Source organism: Corynebacterium aurimucosum ATCC 700975, assembly GCF_000022905.1.
Lineage (GTDB): Bacteria > Actinomycetota > Actinomycetes > Mycobacteriales > Mycobacteriaceae > Corynebacterium > Corynebacterium aurimucosum_F.
In genome coordinates this window covers 1,570,986-1,588,618 of the sequence record NC_012590.1, presented here as the reverse complement: position 1 = coordinate 1,588,618, position 17,633 = coordinate 1,570,986, and the positions used below count along the sequence as shown (strand labels likewise).

The following is a 17,633-nucleotide window of genomic DNA, read 5'->3' as shown; positions in this document are numbered from 1 at the left end:
CATATGCATCTAGGCAGAGGCTAGAAAGGGAGAACACTAAGAGTGGGAGAGTACGTCGATACCGGCCTGGGAACCCCCGACCGCTTAGAGCGCCTGTGGGCGCCGTACCGTATGAGCTACATCAAGCGTGAGGGCGGCGCCGGCGACGTGCCAAAGGAAGCCCATAATCCGTTCGTGGAGATTCCACAGATGTCGGACGAGGACGGGCTCATCGTTGCCCGCGGCGAGCTTGTCTATTGTGTTCTCAACCTCTATCCCTATAACGCCGGGCACATGATGATCATCCCGTACCGCCAGGAATCTGAGCTGGAAAACCTCACCGAGGAAGAATCTCGCGAGCTCTTCCAGTTTGCACAGGCCGCCATCCGGGTTCTTAAGAAGGTGTCCGGCCCCGATGCCGTCAACGCAGGCTTTAACCTGGGGCGGGCCTCGGGCGGATCGGTGGGGCAGCACCTGCACATGCACATCGTTCCGCGCTGGAGCGGAGATTCAAACTTCATGACTATTGTGGATGGCGTTAAAGTGCTGCCGCAGCTCCTCAAAGACACCCGCTCCCTGTTGGCGCAGGGGTGGGCGGAGCTCGCCGCTGAGGGAATCATTTCAGGAGAAGCGCATGCTTAGTGTTCATGGGCGCAAACCCGCCGCCGTGGTTGTGGTCCCAGTGGCCAAACTCTTCCTGAAGATGGGGCTGACACCCAATGTCGTTACCGTCGTGGGCACGATCGTCACGATTGCTATTTCGGTTATCCTGATCCCGCTTGATCACCTCTTTGCGGCTGCTCTGCTGTCGGGACTCTTCGCCGCTTTCGACATGCTCGACGGCACCATGGCGCGCCTGACCACCGGCGGATCCAACTTCGGCGCGACTCTCGACGCCTCCTGCGATCGCATTACCGACGGCGCTTTGTTCGCAGCAATCGCCTATTGGATGGTGTACGTCGATAACGCCCACCCGATTAACTTCGCCGCCTGCATGGTGGTGCTCGTGAGTTCCCAGGTCATCTCCTATGTCAAGGCGCGCGGCGAAGCCTCCGGTTTTAAAATGGTCGGCGGACTCGTCGAGCGCCCCGAGCGGCTTATCTTGGGCCTCGGCGGCGTGGGCCTGGAAGGCTTGGGCGTGCCTTATGCACTCGAGGTTGCCCTGTGGCTGCTGGCCGTGGGCTCTGCCTTCACCATCTACCAGCGGATGCGCCAAGCAGCGCGTCAGGACACTAAAGCGCGTTTCAAGAAGGATCTGAAGCACCTTTAGCCCGACACCCTCTTCCACCCCGGAAGGTATCGCGCCCCCGGCCCACACAGAAAGGCTCCCGAACCGTGGCTCTACTGGACCGTGACCGGCTGACCGCCGCCGCATACATCGCGTGCTGGAAGGTTGTGCGGTTCCTTCCCCAGCCATTGGCTGTCTGGTTGTTCGAACGCGGTGCAGATCTGGCAAGTAACAACGGCCAAGGCATGGAACAGCTGCGCCAGAACCTGAGCCGGGTCGTGGGGGCGGAGAATGTCACGCGGGAACTGGTCCGGGATTCGATGCGCTCCTATATGCGCTACTGGCTCGAGGCTTTCCGTCTGCCTGCCATCCATTCGGACCCTGATCTGCAGAGGCGTCTATTGACAGGCTTGCGCGGCAAGGAACATGCAGATGCCTCCGTGGCTTCCGGGCGCGGGGTGATTTTCGCGCTTCCGCATTCAGGCAACTGGGACATGGCGGGTGTCTTTTGTGTGGGGCACTATGGCGGCTTCACGACGGTGGCTGAGCGCTTGAAGCCAGAGGTGCTTTTCGACGCCTTCGTGGACTACCGCGAGAGTCTTGGCTTCACTGTCCTGCCACTGACCGGTGGCAGTTCTTCTCCTTACTCGCGTTTGAAGGACACGCTGGAACGCGGTGGGGTGGTGTGTTTGTTGTCCGAGCGGGACCTCACGCGCACCGGCGTGACGGTAGACTTCATGGGCGAAGAGGCTAATGTTGCCGCCGGTCCCGCCCAGCTGGCCATCGAGACAGGAGCTGCACTCCACGTCGTGCACTCGTGGTTTGACGGTAAGGGTTGGGGGTTGTCCGTCAGCCCCGAAGTGGAGGTCACTGACCTGCAGGAGACGTGCCAGCGCCTCGCGGATGGCTTTGTGGAGAACATCAGGGCACATCCAGAAGACTGGCACATGTTGCAGCCACACTGGAACGCCGACGTAGAACGCCGGCGCGCTTCCCGCCAGAAGAAGTAGAAAGGCAGAACACAGACCATGCGCATAGGTATTATCTGCCCCTATTCCTTCGACGAGCCTGGTGGGGTTCAGGCCCACATCCTTGACTTAGCGACCATGTTTATTGAACAAGGGCACCATGTGGAGGTACTGGGGCCGGCGTCGACAAGCACGCAGGTCCCCAGCTTTGTTCGCAAGGGCGGCTGGGCGGTGCCGATTACATATAACGGTTCCGTGGCTCGTCTTGCCATTGGCCCGCACGTGCACCGAAATATCAAGCGCTTCATCCGCGAGGGGGATTTCGACATCCTCCATATCCATGAACCCAACTCCCCAAGTTATTCCATGGCTGCTCTGGCTGTGGTGCGCGGGCCCATCGTGGCGACGTACCATGCTTCGGCCTCGAGCTCTCTGGTATTGACCCTGGCCAAGCCTTTCCTCCGCCCGTACTTGGAAAAGGTTCGGGGAGGTATTGCGGTTTCAGAGATGGCGCGCCGCTGGCAGGTTGAGCAGTTGGGAGGGGACCCTGTGCTCATCCCCAATGGGGTCGACACCTCTGTCTATGCGCGCGAGCGTGCCCGCGCTGAGCATAAAGAGAATAATTCAGAAATTGAGATTGTGTTCTTGGGCCGCCTCGATGAGCCGCGAAAAGGCCTGGACATTCTTCTTGAGGCACTCACGCTGCTCCCGCAGCCGGTCCGGGTGACGGTTATGGGCGGGGGACACCCGCGACGTGTTCCGGGAGTTGACTTCGTGGGGCGTGTCAGCGATGCCGAGAAGGCGGCCATTTTGGGGCGCGCTGATATTTATGTGGCTCCCAATACAGGCGGCGAAAGCTTCGGCATTGTTCTTGTTGAGGCAATGGCCGCTGGATGCGCAGTGGTGGCTTCAGATCTGGAGGCCTTCGCCGCAGTGTGCAACGCAGACTCGGAGGAACCCGCGGGTGCCTTATTCAAGAACGGGGATGCTACGGACTTAGCGCGGGTGTTGGAGGATTTGGTGACCCATTCCGACAAGCGGCAAGCCTTGATTAAGGCGGGGGTGGAGCGTGCTCGCGAATACGACTGGGATCATGTGGCCGCAGCTGTCATGCAGGTATACGAGACCGTGGCGGATGGCACGAAGGTTCGGGTGTCATAAATGGCTATCGAGATAGTTATCGCCCTCGCTGTACTCCTCGTACTCGGTATGTGGGCGCTGTACACGGCGCAGCGGCTCAACTCGCTCCACATCCGCACCGATGCAGCATTGGCGCAGCTTGAAGCCACTCTGGATCGCCGCGCGGCAGTGATAAGTGCCTTGGCTCCTGAGCTTGAGGTCATCGCGGCGCGCGCTGAGTCAACGGAGCTTGTGCAAGGGCATTTCGATGAACGAGCTACCCGGGAACGGGAGCTCTCGGCGGCTATTGCGCAGCGTTTTGAATCACGCCCGCCCGTGCTTGCCGACGCCGAAGGTCGCATCCACCTAGCGCATCGCTTCTACAACGAGGCAGTCAGCGATACTCGCGCGCTGCGCCTGCGTCCCGCGGTCAAGCTGCTGCGTCTGGGGGGAACCGCGAAATTGCCGGAGTACTTTGAGCTCAGCCAGATCGACGTGTGACTCACCCGCCCTGTCACACCCGCGCCTGATTTGCTCTTGGACCTGACCCCTGTTTGGTAGACACCTGATATCCAGCCCAGTTGGGTTGGGAAGAAAGGTAATCTACCACCATGCCTAGGTACTCCGAACAGTTCAAACGTGATGCTGTGGCCCTCTACGAAAACAATGAGGACCTCTCACTTCACGCGGCTTCAGCAGAGCTTGGAGTCAATCGCTCCTCACTTTATTCCTGGATCAAGCAGTACGGCACCGGCAAACGTGCCCGCACGAAGACCATGCGTGACAAGGCCCAGGCGACGACTGATTCTGAGCGGATCCGCCAGCTAGAAAAAGAAAACGCAAAGCTGCGCGAAGAACGCGACATCCTGCGCAAGGCCGCGAAATATTTTGCCGAAGAGACACGCTGGTAATCCGCTTCCAGTTTGTCGATGACCACCGAACCGAATACTCGGCTCACACGGATGTGCCACGTGTTAAAGCTCAATCGCTCCTCGTTCTACAAATGGGTCAACACCCGCCAAGAACGCAGGTTAAAGACGTGTTCCGATGCCCTTATTGGTGCGAGAATCAAGACCATCTTCGATAATGAGCACGGGCTTTATGGTGCTAAACGCATTGCTGCAAGCCTCAACGACGATACGGGCTTTCCTCCGATCAATCACAAGAAGGTCGCACGCATCATGAAATCCATGGGGCTAAAAGGCTTTAGCAAACGGCGTCGATGTATCACCACCAGGCGCAAGCCTGGCCGTCGAGTCATGCCAGACTTAGTAGGCCGCAGATTCACCGCTGACAGGCCGAACCACGTCTACGTAGGCGATATCACCTACCTGCCGTGTAAGGGCGGCAAGAACATGTACCTGGCCACGGTCATCGACGTCTACTCGCGCAAACTCGTCGGCCATGCACTCGCCGATCACATGCGGGTATCACTGGTTATCGAAGCTTTATCTCATGCAAGGAAAGTCCGTGGAAGCCTTAAAGGGGCAATTTTCCATTCTGATCATGGCAGTGTGTACACCTCACAAGCATTTAGGGACCACTGCACCCAGCTTGGTGTTCGCCAATCCATGGGCGCGGTGGGAACGAGTGCTGATAATGCCTTGGCAGAATCGTTTAACGCCACTTTAAAGCGTGAAGTTCTGCGTGATCGGAAAGTCTTTGACAGCCCAATCAGCTGTCGCCAAGAAGTCTTTCGATGGTGCATGCGCTACAACACGCGCAGACGACACTCCTGGTGCAATCTTCTAGCCCCCGATGACTTCGAAGCACTCACATCAGCTACACTGACCCAAGCAGCATAGCTAACCCCCGACGTGTCTACTTTCCGGGGGTCAGGCCCCTTGCCACGCGGTACTCAAGCAGATGCCAATAGACGGCAAAAGCGGTCATCGCCACGATAAGGAGGTTGCGCAACACGAGTGCGTACACCGGGTTAGGGTTTTCGCCCACATAGAACCAGATGTAGTTATAGCCATAGGGATAGATGACGGTTCCCAAGGCCGCCGTTCCCACAGCGAGTACCGCCATGATGGCGCGTACCCCTCTAATGTCAGCGGCCGCCTTCCGTGGGGTATTGGCCGCCGTGGGAGTAGGAGAGCGAAGCGCCACTGCTAGTATCGGCCCAAGCCACACGATGTACTGCGGAGAGAAGACCTTATTCGTCGCGATTAGAAGGAGGATCGCCGCGATGAAGAAGACAAGGGTCGAGTGCGGACTCCAATTCCCGCGCAGAAAGTGCACGAGTGCCACCCCTATGATCCACACGAGGGCCGCTCCCATGGCGATACTGCTCAAGGCAACTGCCGTGTCGACGCCAGGGCCGGAGATCTCATAGCTTTTCGAAGCCGCGTATCCCATCGTCCACACATCAGGCTGGCGATGAGCTTGGTACACGAACCACGTGGCGGCCAGAGATTCGATCTGGAGGCCGCGCTCTCCTTGATAAGTCAACGGGGAAAGAACTCTGTCCACGCTGGTCATTGCTGCCACGCCGATGCACAGGGCAACGAGACATCCAAAGAACGCGGCTAGCCGCTGCCACGTAGCGCGGGAGGTTGCGCGCCCGACAAGCCCGGCAGCGAGGACACCGGGCCACAGCTTCGCAGCGGTGGCCCAAGCCAACAGAACCGAGGCAAGCCGCGGGCGGGTGGCCAGAAGTGCGCCCGCACCGGCAACCAATAAGGCGGGGTAGAGATCGAGCCGCCAGGTAAATACATGTCCCGCTGCGGTGCCGAAGAATACCCAGAACCACCCGGCGCTATACGCCCCTGGGGTGGAGCGGTGATGGCGCAGGAGGAGGGCGAGGAAGGTGGCGTCGGCAAGCAGCATCATTGCCGTAAAGCCGATGGCATAGCGCTCAAAGTCGTAGCCGGTAAGCCACGCGAGCAGAACGCTGGGCCAGGTACCGACTTGGGGATATTCCGTCATGTCGCTGGGGTTAGCGCCGTAGACACCCTCGAGGTAATACCGAACGTCCCCGAGCGGACCCTTCTCGTTGAGGAGTAGGTAGATAAGGAAAAGGCGTGCCAGCACCCAGCCAGCCCAAATACTTGGGGCCTTAGCGATTATTTTCAATGGCGGACTCGACGTCGACGGGTGGCCCCAACATGAGCAGAACGCTGAAGACTACGGCTACGACGAGCAGCGCAATGAGCGCGGTGCGCACCGGGTGGCGAATGGCCTGCGCCAAGATCGTGTCGAAGACACCGTGTGGCTCCGCGTCATCGTCATTGCTAAACCGCCACGGACCGGCGACGAGTCCGCGCTGCGATACCCACACTGCAAAGGGCAAGGCCGCGAAGGGAATTACGGTTACGACCAACCCCAGAATTCCCACGCCAAGTGACCAGCGGTTATTGATCCATACCAGCGCCGTCATGAGCAGGAAACAGAGGAAACCGAAGCCGTGAATACCTCCCGCGATGGGGGTGAGCGCTTCGGTCGTGCCGGAGTACTTGAGGATCATGGAGAAGATCAGCAGGCCCCACGTGAACATTTCCAGGTATGCGGCCACACGGTGCACGCTGTGCGGGGTGGTTGAAGTCATGCGGAATATAGTACGCAACTCCCGAGAGCGGATCAGCACGTGAGTAGGATGGTCGGGGTTAGTGTGGCGAGCGCCATAGCAGAAAGGAAAGGGGAGCAGAACATGGCATCGGTGGCCCAGGCGGTCGATATCGAGCGGATCGGTGAAGACGAGTTCCGCGGCCCTGTGGTTTCCTCGCGCATTACGCGCACCTTCGGCGGGCAAACCATGGCGCAGGCGCTGCGGGCAGCGCAGCTTACTGTCGATGAAAAGCTAGCGCACTCCATGCACTGCTACTTTGTGGGCCCGGGCGATTCCAGCGCTCCCACTACTATCCAGGTCGAGCGGATTAGGGATGGCCGTTCCTTTGCGCACCGCCACGTGCGCGTCTTCCAGAACGATCGCTTGATATTCATGCTCAGTGCCGGTTTCCACGCGACCGGGGATATCGGCCCTGAGCATCAAGCCGCAATGCCACAGGTACCGCCACCGGAGAGCATTAAGGACTCGCCATACTACACCCGCATCATTTTGAAGGAATGGGAAGACTGGGACGTGCGGCTCATTCCGGACGCGGAGCGCGATGCTGTCGCCGCCGAAACCACCGGGGCAGGGTTTAGAAATATCTGGTTCCGCAACACCGGTGACCTGCTTGGTGCTACCTCTGACCAATCCCTCCACCAGGCAGCGTTGTTGTATATGTCTGACATGACGTTGATCCGCACGGCGCTTCTCCCGCACCAAGGCGAAAGGATTCAGCTAGCCAGCTTGGATCATTCGCTGTGGTTCTTGCGCCCGGTCAGGGTGGATGAATGGATGCTGTATTCGCAGTCGAGTCCCTCAGCGCAGACAGGGACTGGTCTCGCGCAGGGAAAGATTTTCAATCAACGCGGCGAGCTCCTGGCCGTGGCGATGCAGGAGGGGCTGACACGCACCCTGTATCCGGAAAGTGAAGGCTCCAGCGCCAATGGCAATTGGCAAAACGTCTAGGATGCAGGCGGGGCACGGCCCCCTGTGCTGGTGGAGGCTTGCTGAGGCCGTATAATTACAACAGTTTCCACACAAGTCTTTTAAGCCACATCGAAAGGGATGACATGGCAGGCCACTCTAAATGGGCAACTACGAAGCACAAGAAGGCGGCGAACGATGCCAAGCGTGGCAAGGAATTTGCCAAGCTGATCAAGAATATCGAGGTGGCAGCCCGCACCGGCGGCGGTGACCCCGCAGCCAACCCCACCCTCGATGACATGATCAAGAAGGCCAAGAAGGCCTCGGTTCCCAACGACAACATTGAGCGCGCCCGCAAGCGCGGCTCCGGCGAAGAGGCCGGCGGTGCCGACTGGGAAACCGTAATGTACGAGGGCTATGGCCCGAACGGTGTGGCCATGCTCATCGAGTGCCTGACGGATAACCGCAACCGCGCGGCGACCGACGTCCGCACCGCGATGACCAAGAACGGCGGCAACCTCGGCGAGTCCGGTTCCGTGGCATATATGTTCTCCCGCACCGGTTTGGTCATGGTGGAAAAGGGCGAGCTCAGTGAAGATGACATCCTTATTGCAGTCCTCGAGGCCGGCGCCGAAGAGGTCAACGATAACGGCGAGAAGTTCGAGATCACCTGCGCACCGGGCGATGTGCCCGCCGTACGCGAGGCGCTCGTTGCTGCCGATATCGAGGTCGATGACACTGATACCGACTTCCGAGCTTCTGTTGAGGTGCCGCTGCAGGCAGATGATGCCCGTAAGATCTTCCGCCTCATCGATGCTCTCGAGGATTCGGATGATGTCCAGAACGTTTACACCAACATGGACTTAAGCGAAGAGGTCCTCGCCGAGCTGGGCGAGGACTAAGGAGACTAGTCGAGCTTGAGGCCTTCCAAGCCATGAGCAGTCACCGTCTCTAACAGTGGTGCGCGGCCCGGGGCAGTCTTAAACACGGGGCTGGACTGGTCTGCTACGCCGAAGGTCAGGGCGGTGACGAGCTTGTGTTCCTCGTCCACGCCCAGGAACTCACGGACGGTTGGGGCGAGCAGTGAAATCATGCCCTGGGGGACGCCGTGATAGCCGTGCGCCTCGAGGGAGAGCAAGAAATTCTCCGCATAGGTGCCTTGGTCGAAGGCGGCACGGATGCGGTCACCCATCGGGGGAATGAAGAGCAGTGCGGTGTGCGGGGCGCCGAAGAAGCGAAGGTTTTCACGGATAAACTCCGTGCGCGCTTCCTTGTCCTCGCGCGCAATGCCAAGGAGCCCATACATCTTGGCCGCTAGCTGCTGAGAGCGCTGCGGGTGAACGCCTTGACCGTAGTCAATCGTGAAATCTGGATTGATGCCGTTCTTATCAAATTCGGCTATGAGCGCAGCGCTTAGTTCCTGCAGTGCCGTACCGCCGACGAGGTGCACATTCCACGGTTGGGTATTGGAATTGGAGGGGGCGGATTGGGCGTCGATAAGCACCTGCTCGATGACCTCGGCGGGGAGTGGCTACGGAAGGAACGCGCGCGGTGAATGGCGGGAACGGATAAACTCTGAAAAGTCATTAGGACGTTGAGACATGTGCGCCACTCTACGCCGCGCGGTGGAAGAGGCGAATAGTCGGCTTGGGGGACTGCCGGCACTAGAACACATGTGTGTACACTGTTCCTAGATAAGCGAGCGCATTACAAGGGCGCATGTGACAAGGGTGAGGAGGCGGCCGTGAACTTGGAGGGGTTGCGCGTCATGGGCATTGATCCCGGTCTGACTCGCTGCGGCCTGTCAGTTGTCCAAGCCGGGCGTGGGCGCGGGGTCATTCCCATCGCCGTAGGGGTCGTCCGCACCCCCAGTGACAAGGACTTGGGGGAGCGCCTGAAGCTACTATCGGTGGCGGTCCGGGAATGGATGGATGACTATAAGCCAGATGTCGTGGCCCTCGAGCGGGTATTCGAACGCGGTCAAGTCTCAACCGTGATGCAGACCGCCCACGCAGTCGGGGTCTTGGTCCTTGCCGCAGCAGAGCGGGATATCCCGGTGCACATGTACACCCCTTCCGAAGTCAAGAAAGCAATTTCGGGCAATGGGCGCGCTGATAAAAAGCAGATGACCGCCATGATTACTCGAATTTTGGGGCTCAGTGAGGCGCCTAAGCCGGCTGACGCTGCGGATGCCCTAGCCCTGGCCGTGTGCCACTGCTGGCGTGCGCCAGCCCTGGCATGGATGACCGGCGGTGATGCGAGCGCTGGCGTCGGGGCCGGGGCACGAACGAGCGGAGTGCGCGGCACCTCGCCGCGTACCGCATCCGTCTCCCGGGCGGCGAAGACGACCTCCTAAGCTAACTGGCACAACCACTCACATCAAGGAACCTCATTAATGATTGCATCTTTGCGCGGAACCGTCCTCGACATCCAGCTTGATCATGCCGTGCTGGAATGCGCGGGCGTGGGCTATAAGGTCCTGGCCACCCCGGCCATGCTGGGAACCCTCCAGCGCGGTGAGGAGGCGCGGGTCATGACCACGCTCGTGGTCAAGGAGGACTCGATGACGCTCTACGGCTTCACCAGTCAGGATGACCGCGATATGTTCCACGTCCTCCAAACGGTTTCTGGTCTGGGGCCAAAACTGGCGCTGGCTGCCCTGTCCGTGATGAGCGCGGGCGATTTGGCCCAGGCGATTGCGGGGGAGGAGGCCGCACGCTTGCAGAAAATTCCGGGAGTGGGCAAACGCGTTGCGCAACGGTTGATTCTGGAGCTTAAAGATAAGGTCAAGGCCTTCGCCCCCGCAGAAAGCGCGGATCTCTCGTCTGCTGCCCCGGCTGCCGCTGGGCCGGTGGTTGAGGATGTCGTCGAGGCGCTTATTGGTTTGGGCTTTACTGATAAAATGGCCCGGCCCGTGGTGGAATCCGTGGTGGCAGAGCAACCCGATGCGGCGACGCCGGTGGTGCTGCGCGCTGCGCTGAGCCAGCTTGGCGCCAAGAAATAGGGGAGAGTGGGTGACATGTCAGACGTAGAACGCACTGAGTTTAAGCTTCCGGAGGGGATGGATTTAAGCTCGCCTCCGCAGCGTAACCAGGATGTGGACGCCGCAGAGCAGCAAGGCGAGCACGATATTGAGCGCTCGCTGCGCCCAAAGTCCCTCGATGAATTCATTGGCCAACCCAAGGTGCGCGAGCAGCTATCGCTCGTGCTTAATGGTGCGAAGAACCGTGGTGTCACTCCGGATCACGTCTTGCTCTCCGGCCCGCCCGGGCTGGGCAAGACCACCATGGCGATGATCATCGCCCAAGAGCTGGGAAGCTCCTTGCGCATGACCTCGGGCCCGGCACTGGAGAGGGCCGGGGATCTGGCGGCGATGTTGTCGAACCTGATGGAGGGTGATGTGCTCTTCATCGATGAAATTCACCGCATCGCCCGCCCGGCTGAGGAAATGCTGTACATGGCAATGGAGGATTTCCGCATCGACGTCATCGTGGGCAAAGGCCCGGGAGCGACCTCCATCCCGCTGGAAATCCCACCTTTTACACTGGTGGGAGCGACAACCCGCGCGGGCATGCTGACTGGGCCGTTGCGTGATCGCTTCGGTTTCACCGCCCAAATGGAGTACTACGATACTGAGGACCTCACACGGGTCATTAGCCGTGCAGCGCGGATTCTGGAGGTAGACATCGATCAGGATGCCGCAGTAGAGATCGGCTCCCGCTCGCGTGGAACGCCGCGTATTGCCAACCGCCTCCTGCGCCGAGTCCGCGACTATGCCGAAGTCAACGGGGATGGGCATATTGATGTTGCAGCTGCACAGGCAGCGTTGCGGGTCTTCGACGTCGATGAGCGCGGATTGGACCGCCTTGACCGCGCGGTGCTCGGGGCCTTGATCAAGGGCCACGGCGGTGGCCCCGTAGGAGTGAATACCCTAGCCATCGCGGTAGGCGAAGAACCATCGACGGTGGAGGAGGTCTGCGAGCCCTATCTCGTGCGTGCCGGCATGATCTCACGAACCGGCCGCGGCCGTGTGGCAACAGCCGCCGCATGGCAACACCTAGGATTGGAGGCGCCCGAGGGGGCGATTGGCGGGACCCTTTTTTAATTGGCCCGGAGGCAGGGCGGTCTGGCACACTGGCCTTTTATGAACGGAACTCAACTTCTTCTTCTCCTTGTCCTCGCCGTCCTCGTCATCTTGCCGAGCTTCATGTCGATGCGAGCGCAGCGCAAGCGCCAGGCTCAGATGCAGAAGCTCCAATCCTCGCTGCAGGCGGGTCAGGAAGTGATTACCGCTGGCGGCCTCCACGGCACTGTCGTGGAAGCTCGCGGCGAGCAGGTCGATCTGCAGGTAAAGGATGGCACGGTGATGACCTTCGACACGATGGCCATCGTTCGCTCCGCTGACGCAGCCAGCGCGAATACTAATGTTCCGGTTGAGGCGGAGGACGAGAGCGACGAGCGCTTCCCGAAACTCTAAAATTGCGTTGCGCTCGTCACAGTACGGGCGCGTACCTTAAGCCTGTTAAGGAAAACAACGGTCCATGACGTACCATGGTGGACTGTGCTTTAGTCATGGTGGTACCGCGGCGCCCAGTGCGTGCGCGGCGTTAGCTGCCATGACCTATGACTTTTAGCCCTGTTCCTCACAACACAGGAGATCTTTGTGTCCGCTTCGAAACGTGGTGGCGTTAGCAGCCGTCAACGGCAATGGCCCAAGCGTGCGATGGCGCTCTTCGCGCTCATTGTCATCGTGGTTTATGCGCTGATATTTTTGACCGGTGATAAATCACCAACCCCCAAGCTCGGCATTGACCTGCAGGGCGGAACCCGCGTAACCCTGGTACCGCAGGGTGAAGACCCCACCCAGGAACAGCTGCAGCAGGCACGCACCATCCTCGAGCAGCGTGTGAATGGCATGGGCGTGTCCGGCTCTGAGGTCGTCATCAGCGGCTCCAGCTTGGTCATTACCGTCCCCGGTGAAGATGCCTCCCAGGCGCAGGCCGTGGGCCAAACCTCCCAGCTGTTGTTCCGCCCAGTGGGCGAGCAGCCGATGCCAGACATGGACACACTTGAGAAGACCATGACTGACATGGCTAACCGCTGGGTTAAGTACGGGGTAGTAACTCCGGAGCATGCCAATCAGTCGCTGGCCTCCATCCACGAAGCACTGAACCAGAGTGCCGGCGCTGCCCAGGGCGGCGATCAGAAGGACAAGGAGAAGGATGACAATTCACCGGCTCCGACCGTGAGCGAAAAGCCGCTTCCAGACCCAGCGAACTCCCTTGAGGAAACTGAGCGCCGCGACAAGGTCACTGAGGTTCTGCTCAAGGACCGCCAGTCCGAAGACCCCACCGTGCAGACCGCAGCCTTGGGGCTGATGACCTGTGATGCAGAATCTGATCCGCTGGCAGGTACCGATGACCCCGCAAAGCCGTTGGTGGCTTGTGATTACTCGAATCAGCAGCCGTACATCCTTAATCCGGCTCCGCTGCTGGACGGCATTGATGATCCGAACGGAACTCGCCTGACCGGTAACGAGATTGATAACAACGCCCCGATTCAGGGCGGGCTGAATTCCCAGACTGGTCAGATGGAGATTAACTTCGCCTTCAAGACCGGCGATGGCCCCAATGGTTCGCAGACTTGGGCCACCCTGACCCAGGAGTACCTGCAGAAGCAGGTGGCTATCACCCTTGACTCCGCCGTGATTTCCGCGCCGGTAATCCAAGGTGCGACCCCGGTTGGTTCTGCTACCTCCATCACCGGTGACTTCACGCAGGAGGAGGCCCAGAACCTGGCCAATAACCTCCGTTATGGCGCGCTCCCGCTGTCCTTTACCGGCGCCAACGGCGAGCCGGGTGGCACGGTAGAAACCGTTCCGCCATCGCTGGGTAAGGCAGCTCTTGAGGCAGCGCTCATCGCGGGCATCGTTGGCCTCATTCTGGTTTCGCTGTATTCCATCTACTACTTCCGTGCCCTGTCTTCGGTGGCCCTGTTGGTCCTCATCGCAACCTGTGTCCTGCTTTATGGTGCACTGGTTCTGCTGGGCCGGTGGATCGGTTACTCGCTTGACCTTTCCGGCATGGCGGGCCTGGTTATCGGTATTGGCGCCACGGCTGACTCCTTCGTGGTTTACTACGAGCGCATGAAGGATGAGCTCTTGAGCGGACGTACCTTCCGCTCCGCCACCCGCACTGGTTGGGAGCGTTCGCGAGCAACGATTGTCACCGGTAAGGCCGTGACCCTCATCGGCTCCGTCGTGGTCTACTTCTTGTCCATTGGCGCCGTCAAGGGCTTTGCCTTCACCATGGGCCTCACCACTATCTTCGACCTCGTCGTATCCTTCCTGATCATGGCTCCGCTCATGCAGCTTCTTGGTAGCCGCCCGGCCTTTGCCAAGCCGTCGATGAACGGCCTGGGCGGTATTTACAACCTTGTAGAGGAGCGCCGTGAACGCGGCTTTTATGCCAAACCGGCCAAGAAACCCGTCGCTACTGCTACGGATGAGGAGAAGTAACCATGGCTGTCGAAACTACTAACCGCAAGATTTCCCGTTTTGACCGTCTCTATGTGGACGGCAGTGGATTTGACTTCGTGGGTCGGGCTAAGACCTGGTACACCATCGCCGGCGTGCTGCTTATTGCCTCGATCCTGGCTATCGTACTTCGCGGCTTCAATCTGTCTCTTGATTTTGAGGGCGGAACGAAGCTCAACATGCCCGCAGGCGATCTGTCTACGGAACAGGTAGAAGAAACCTTCACGGAAGCCACCGGTGTAACCCCGGAGCTGGTGCAGATTGTGGGCGCTGGTTCCTCGGAGACTCTGGAGATCACCTCCGAGCGGCTATCGCAGGATGAGGTTAACCAGGCCCGCCAGGCCATTTTTGAGACGTACCAAGTCAAGGACGACAACGGCAAGCCGAGCCCGGATGCAATTGGCTCCTCGACGGTGTCGGAATCCTGGGGTTCCTCGATCACCCAACGCATGGTTGTTGCCATGGCGGTCTTCCTCGTGCTGGCCACCATCTATGTGGCGGTCCGCCTGCAGCGCGATATGGCTTTTGCCGCTATCCTCGCGCTCATCTTTGACGGCGTCTTCATCGCGGGCATCTACGCGCTTTTCGGATTTGAGGTGTCCCCGGCCGTCATCATCGGTCTGCTGACAGTTCTGACCTTCTCCCTCTACGATTCCGTCATTGTCTTCGACAAAGTGGATGAGAATACAACGGGCCTGGAAGGCCAACGCAAGAAGACCTACGCTGAGCTCACCAACCTGGCCGTCAACCAGACCGTGATGCGCTCCATTTCCACCTCCGTGATTTCGGCCTTGCCTATCATCGCGCTGTTCATCGTCGCCGTGTGGTTGATGGGCATTGGTACTTTGCGAGATCTGGCATTGGTCCAGTTCATTGGCGTTATCGAAGGTGTCTTCTCCTCCATCTTCCTGGCCACCACGTTGCTGGTGACCTTGTCGAATCAGCGCAAGAGCGTCAAGAAGCACAACGAGGTGGTCGCTGCCTACCGTGCCGAGGGCGGGAGCGCCGAAGCAGAGGATGAGGGGGCGCCGAAGGCAACGCGCACCGTGGCATCCCCGGCCGCAGCTTCTGCACCAGCCGCAACACAGACCGAATCCGGGCCGCGTAGCGACGAGTCCGGTGGGGCGTCCTGGCGCCCTGGGCGCTAAGCCGTGCGTATTTCATCATTCGCAGCGCTGCTTGCATCCGTAGCTCTTGCCGTGTCCGCGTGCGGGGCACAGGAAGGCGGAACTGACAAAGACACACCGCCTTCGCGTTTTGCGGTGCTGGCCGACGCCCCCATTGCCACCAGCAATGCGGCCACGGCGTGGGGGGATGCGGTTGGCGCAGCCCAGCTGGCAAGCCGCGTTTTCCCTGCACTCTACGTGCCGGGCCCGGCGGGGCAGATGGTCCCTAATTCAGATCTCGCCGATGCTGAATTCTTCCCCGCCGAGGGAGAAAACGCTGGGGCGCACGTGGACTTCACCCTCACCGAGCAGGCGCGTTTTGCCGACGGCGAACCCGTGACCTGTGATGACTACCTTTTGGCCTTTACCGCCGGGCAGTTGAGCGAGACTTTCGGTTCCCACCTTCCACTGATGGAAGAAGTGGCGGAGGTGGAATGCGCGCCCCATAGCAAGAAATTCACCGTTTGGTTTACACCCGATGCTGGCTCGCGGTGGCGCTACTTGTTTGGTCCGGGTTCGGTAGTCCCAGCACACGTGTTGGCCAAGCGGGCTGAAATGAGCATCGACGACCTCAATGCAGCTCTGCATTCCCAGGACGTAGCCACTTTGCAGCCGGTAGCAGAGGCGTGGCGCTATGGTTTCTCTACGGAACCAGGGCGCTTTGATCCGGAGTTACAGGTTTCCTTCGGTCCTTATAAAATCGAGCGCGTTGAGGATGACGGTGGCATCGTGCTGACCACCAACGAAAACTATTACGGCGATAAGCCGACTCTGCGCGAGATCCTCATGCTTCCGAGAAGCGCGGACGCCGCCGCGTTCCTTGCCTCAGATGAGCTCCGTGTTGCCGAGGCTGCCACCGCGTCACCGTCGTGGTTCGACCGAGATACCGAGGGCAAGTCAGTGGAGGAGACGTCTTTGGCGGGAAGCCTGACTGACACCTTAGTATTCTCCGAGGCTGGGGCTCTTTCTCAACCATGGGCACGCGCTGCCTTTGCGGCCTGTGTGGATGCACAGCGTTTGGCGCAGGTCTCGTCGAAGGAATCGGGCGTGGACGTTCCCGCTGTCACCGTCCGTACCGTGCGCAATGATGATCCGGTCGCGGCGCAGATGTCCTCGCTGACAACCGTTCCGCTAGACAATGCAACGGCATCCGGTCTATCCGGCTACACCATCGGAGTGGGTTACCTCGCGCCTAACCCGCGTTATAAGGCGATGGTGGAGGAGCTCCGCGCGGCGTGCGAACCAGCGGGAATCACGGTGGAGGATCGTTCCGGTGAGCGGGTTTCCCGTGCGCAATTGGCCGCGGATCCTGCAACTGGGCTGCCGGAGATAGATGTCTACCTCGGCGCCGTGGACCCGATGCGTGAGCATTCCGCGCCGTCCTCTAGCGTGAAGCACGCGGCGGCGCTACGGAATCTGGAGCAGGAATTGTGGGAGGAGCTGCCCTCTATTCCCATCGCCGCGCAGCCTCGCACTTTCATTGTCGACCGCGCTGTCACCGGCGTGGTGCCCTACACTGGCCTTGCGGGTATTGGGTGGAACCTCGACCGTTGGAGCTATAACCCCACAACAGCAACTGAAACAAAGGAAGAGTCGTGAGCGAGATTTACGTCGCAGCAGCACAAGCCTTGAAGGACAAGGTGCGCCTTGTCCAGGATTTCCCAGAGGAGGGAATCCTTTTCGAGGATCTGACCCCGGTGTTGGCTGATGCTGATTCCTTCACCGCCGTTGTCGATGGCTTGGCAGAGGCCTGCAAGGAGCTCGGCGCTGACATGATCGGCGGCCTCGATGCACGCGGTTTCCTGCTGGGTTCAGCCGTAGCCTACAAGCTGGGACTAGGAATTTTGGCTATCCGCAAGAAGGGCAAGCTCCCACCGCCCGTCTTGACCCAGGAGTATGAGCTGGAATACGGCACTGCAGCGCTGGAGATCCCCAATAGCGGCATTGACATTAAGGGCAAGCGCATCGTGCTTGTCGACGACGTCCTCGCCACCGGCGGCACACTCCACGGCGCCACCCTGCTCTTGGAATCCGCTGGAGCTGAAGTCGTGGGCAACGTCGTGGTCCTAGAGGTCCAAGGACTCGAGGGCCGCGAGCGCCTCAAAGGTTCTCCTCTGATTGTGCTCAACCAGATGGGGTCGAAGGACTAAGGTTGTATGCC

At 59.8% G+C, this 17,633-nt stretch carries 17 protein-coding genes and 2 pseudogenes; 16 read left to right on the top strand and 3 right to left on the bottom strand.

Annotation, left to right across the window (positions count from 1 at the left end; all coding sequences use genetic code 11):
• Window positions 1-42 precede the first annotated feature (42 nt).
• The 6 genes and pseudogenes from CAURI_RS07475 to CAURI_RS07445 all read left to right on the top strand — a co-directional run bounded on the left by CAURI_RS07475 (window position 43) and on the right by CAURI_RS07445 (window position 5,099).
• On the top strand, window positions 43-621 hold the full coding sequence (locus CAURI_RS07475; RefSeq protein ID WP_010190190.1) for an ATP adenylyltransferase: 579 nt from the start codon (window positions 43-45) through the stop codon (window positions 619-621).
• On the top strand, window positions 614-1,249 hold the full coding sequence (gene pgsA / locus CAURI_RS07470) for a phosphatidylinositol phosphate synthase (RefSeq protein WP_010190189.1): 636 nt from the start codon (window positions 614-616) through the stop codon (window positions 1,247-1,249). Before CAURI_RS07475 ends, pgsA begins: the two co-directional genes overlap by 8 nt.
• 65 nt (window positions 1,250-1,314) lie before the next feature.
• Entirely contained in the window at window positions 1,315-2,217 is a 903-nt protein-coding gene (locus CAURI_RS07465) for a phosphatidylinositol mannoside acyltransferase (RefSeq protein WP_010190188.1), read from the top strand.
• An 18-nt stretch (window positions 2,218-2,235) separates the two neighbouring features.
• The gene (locus tag CAURI_RS07460; RefSeq protein ID WP_010190187.1) at window positions 2,236-3,336 is read left to right on the top strand and encodes a glycosyltransferase family 4 protein; all 1,101 of its coding nucleotides are present in this window, start codon (window positions 2,236-2,238) and stop codon (window positions 3,334-3,336) included.
• Window positions 3,337-3,795 (top strand): LemA family protein, encoded by a 459-nt coding sequence (locus CAURI_RS07455; RefSeq protein WP_010190186.1) that lies wholly within the window; start codon window positions 3,337-3,339, stop codon window positions 3,793-3,795.
• Between the two features lie 110 nt (window positions 3,796-3,905).
• Window positions 3,906-5,099 (top strand): annotated as a pseudogene (locus tag CAURI_RS07445) (IS3 family transposase).
• A 16-nt stretch (window positions 5,100-5,115) separates the two neighbouring features.
• On the opposite strand, the gene CAURI_RS07440 reads toward CAURI_RS07445, so the two are convergent.
• Both CAURI_RS07440 and CAURI_RS07435 read right to left on the bottom strand, forming a co-directional pair.
• On the bottom strand, window positions 5,116-6,330 hold the full coding sequence (locus CAURI_RS07440; protein WP_012715075.1) for a membrane protein: 1,215 nt from the start codon (window positions 6,328-6,330) through the stop codon (window positions 5,116-5,118).
• Window positions 6,331-6,355: 25 nt separating this feature from the next.
• Window positions 6,356-6,844, bottom strand: a complete 489-nt coding sequence (locus CAURI_RS07435) for a DUF3817 domain-containing protein (RefSeq protein ID WP_010190181.1) — start codon at window positions 6,842-6,844, stop codon at window positions 6,356-6,358.
• Window positions 6,845-6,946: 102 nt separating this feature from the next.
• Between CAURI_RS07435 and CAURI_RS07430 the strand changes: the two genes are divergently transcribed.
• Together CAURI_RS07430 and CAURI_RS07425 are read left to right on the top strand one after the other, a co-directional pair.
• Window positions 6,947-7,813, top strand: a complete 867-nt coding sequence (locus tag CAURI_RS07430) for an acyl-CoA thioesterase (RefSeq protein WP_010190180.1) — start codon at window positions 6,947-6,949, stop codon at window positions 7,811-7,813.
• A 104-nt stretch (window positions 7,814-7,917) separates the two neighbouring features.
• The gene (locus CAURI_RS07425; RefSeq protein ID WP_010190178.1) at window positions 7,918-8,673 is read left to right on the top strand and encodes a YebC/PmpR family DNA-binding transcriptional regulator; all 756 of its coding nucleotides are present in this window, start codon (window positions 7,918-7,920) and stop codon (window positions 8,671-8,673) included.
• A gap of 5 nt (window positions 8,674-8,678) precedes the next feature.
• Here CAURI_RS07425 and CAURI_RS07420 read toward each other — a convergent pair.
• Window positions 8,679-9,290: pseudogene (locus CAURI_RS07420) on the bottom strand (nitroreductase family protein); the annotation flags it as partial.
• Window positions 9,291-9,515: 225 nt separating this feature from the next.
• Here CAURI_RS07420 and ruvC point away from each other — a divergent pair.
• The 8 genes from ruvC to CAURI_RS07380 all read left to right on the top strand — a co-directional run bounded on the left by ruvC (window position 9,516) and on the right by CAURI_RS07380 (window position 17,622).
• Window positions 9,516-10,127 (top strand): crossover junction endodeoxyribonuclease RuvC, encoded by a 612-nt coding sequence (gene ruvC / locus CAURI_RS07415; RefSeq protein ID WP_010190176.1) that lies wholly within the window; start codon window positions 9,516-9,518, stop codon window positions 10,125-10,127.
• A gap of 39 nt (window positions 10,128-10,166) precedes the next feature.
• A complete protein-coding gene (gene ruvA / locus CAURI_RS07410) occupies window positions 10,167-10,775 on the top strand; it encodes a Holliday junction branch migration protein RuvA (protein ID WP_010190175.1) in 609 nt (202 codons plus the stop codon).
• Between the two features lie 15 nt (window positions 10,776-10,790).
• Complete coding sequence (ruvB, locus tag CAURI_RS07405; protein ID WP_010190174.1) at window positions 10,791-11,876, top strand: Holliday junction branch migration DNA helicase RuvB; 1,086 nt, start codon at window positions 10,791-10,793, stop codon at window positions 11,874-11,876.
• A gap of 39 nt (window positions 11,877-11,915) precedes the next feature.
• Window positions 11,916-12,248 carry a preprotein translocase subunit YajC gene (gene yajC, locus CAURI_RS07400; protein ID WP_010190173.1) on the top strand — a complete coding sequence of 111 codons (333 nt, stop codon included), beginning with the start codon at window positions 11,916-11,918 and terminating at the stop codon, window positions 12,246-12,248.
• A 246-nt stretch (window positions 12,249-12,494) separates the two neighbouring features.
• On the top strand, window positions 12,495-14,288 hold the full coding sequence (secD, locus tag CAURI_RS07395; protein WP_010190172.1) for a protein translocase subunit SecD: 1,794 nt from the start codon (window positions 12,495-12,497) through the stop codon (window positions 14,286-14,288).
• A 2-nt stretch (window positions 14,289-14,290) separates the two neighbouring features.
• Window positions 14,291-15,454: a protein translocase subunit SecF gene (secF, locus tag CAURI_RS07390; protein WP_010190171.1), complete on the top strand. Its 1,164-nt coding sequence runs from the start codon at window positions 14,291-14,293 to the stop codon at window positions 15,452-15,454.
• 3 nt (window positions 15,455-15,457) lie between these two features.
• On the top strand, window positions 15,458-17,071 hold the full coding sequence (locus tag CAURI_RS07385; protein ID WP_012715072.1) for an ABC transporter substrate-binding protein: 1,614 nt from the start codon (window positions 15,458-15,460) through the stop codon (window positions 17,069-17,071).
• The gene (locus CAURI_RS07380) at window positions 17,068-17,622 is read left to right on the top strand and encodes an adenine phosphoribosyltransferase (protein ID WP_010190169.1); all 555 of its coding nucleotides are present in this window, start codon (window positions 17,068-17,070) and stop codon (window positions 17,620-17,622) included. The genes CAURI_RS07385 and CAURI_RS07380 overlap by 4 nt, the downstream gene beginning before the upstream one ends.
• Window positions 17,623-17,633 lie beyond the last annotated feature (11 nt).

Coding starts and splice junctions, on each gene's coding strand:
- pgsA (WP_010190189.1), top strand. CDS start 614: ATGCTTAGTGTTCATGGGCGCAAACCCGCCGCCGTGGTTGTGGTCCCA.
- secF (WP_010190171.1), top strand. CDS start 14,291: ATGGCTGTCGAAACTACTAACCGCAAGATTTCCCGTTTTGACCGTCTC.
- yajC (WP_010190173.1), top strand. CDS start 11,916: ATGAACGGAACTCAACTTCTTCTTCTCCTTGTCCTCGCCGTCCTCGTC.
- ruvB (WP_010190174.1), top strand. CDS start 10,791: ATGTCAGACGTAGAACGCACTGAGTTTAAGCTTCCGGAGGGGATGGAT.
- CAURI_RS07430 (WP_010190180.1), top strand. CDS start 6,947: ATGGCATCGGTGGCCCAGGCGGTCGATATCGAGCGGATCGGTGAAGAC.
- CAURI_RS07455 (WP_010190186.1), top strand. CDS start 3,337: ATGGCTATCGAGATAGTTATCGCCCTCGCTGTACTCCTCGTACTCGGT.
- secD (WP_010190172.1), top strand. CDS start 12,495: ATGGCGCTCTTCGCGCTCATTGTCATCGTGGTTTATGCGCTGATATTT.
- ruvA (WP_010190175.1), top strand. CDS start 10,167: ATGATTGCATCTTTGCGCGGAACCGTCCTCGACATCCAGCTTGATCAT.
- CAURI_RS07435 (WP_010190181.1), bottom strand. CDS start 6,844: ATGACTTCAACCACCCCGCACAGCGTGCACCGTGTGGCCGCATACCTG.
- CAURI_RS07425 (WP_010190178.1), top strand. CDS start 7,918: ATGGCAGGCCACTCTAAATGGGCAACTACGAAGCACAAGAAGGCGGCG.
- CAURI_RS07460 (WP_010190187.1), top strand. CDS start 2,236: ATGCGCATAGGTATTATCTGCCCCTATTCCTTCGACGAGCCTGGTGGG.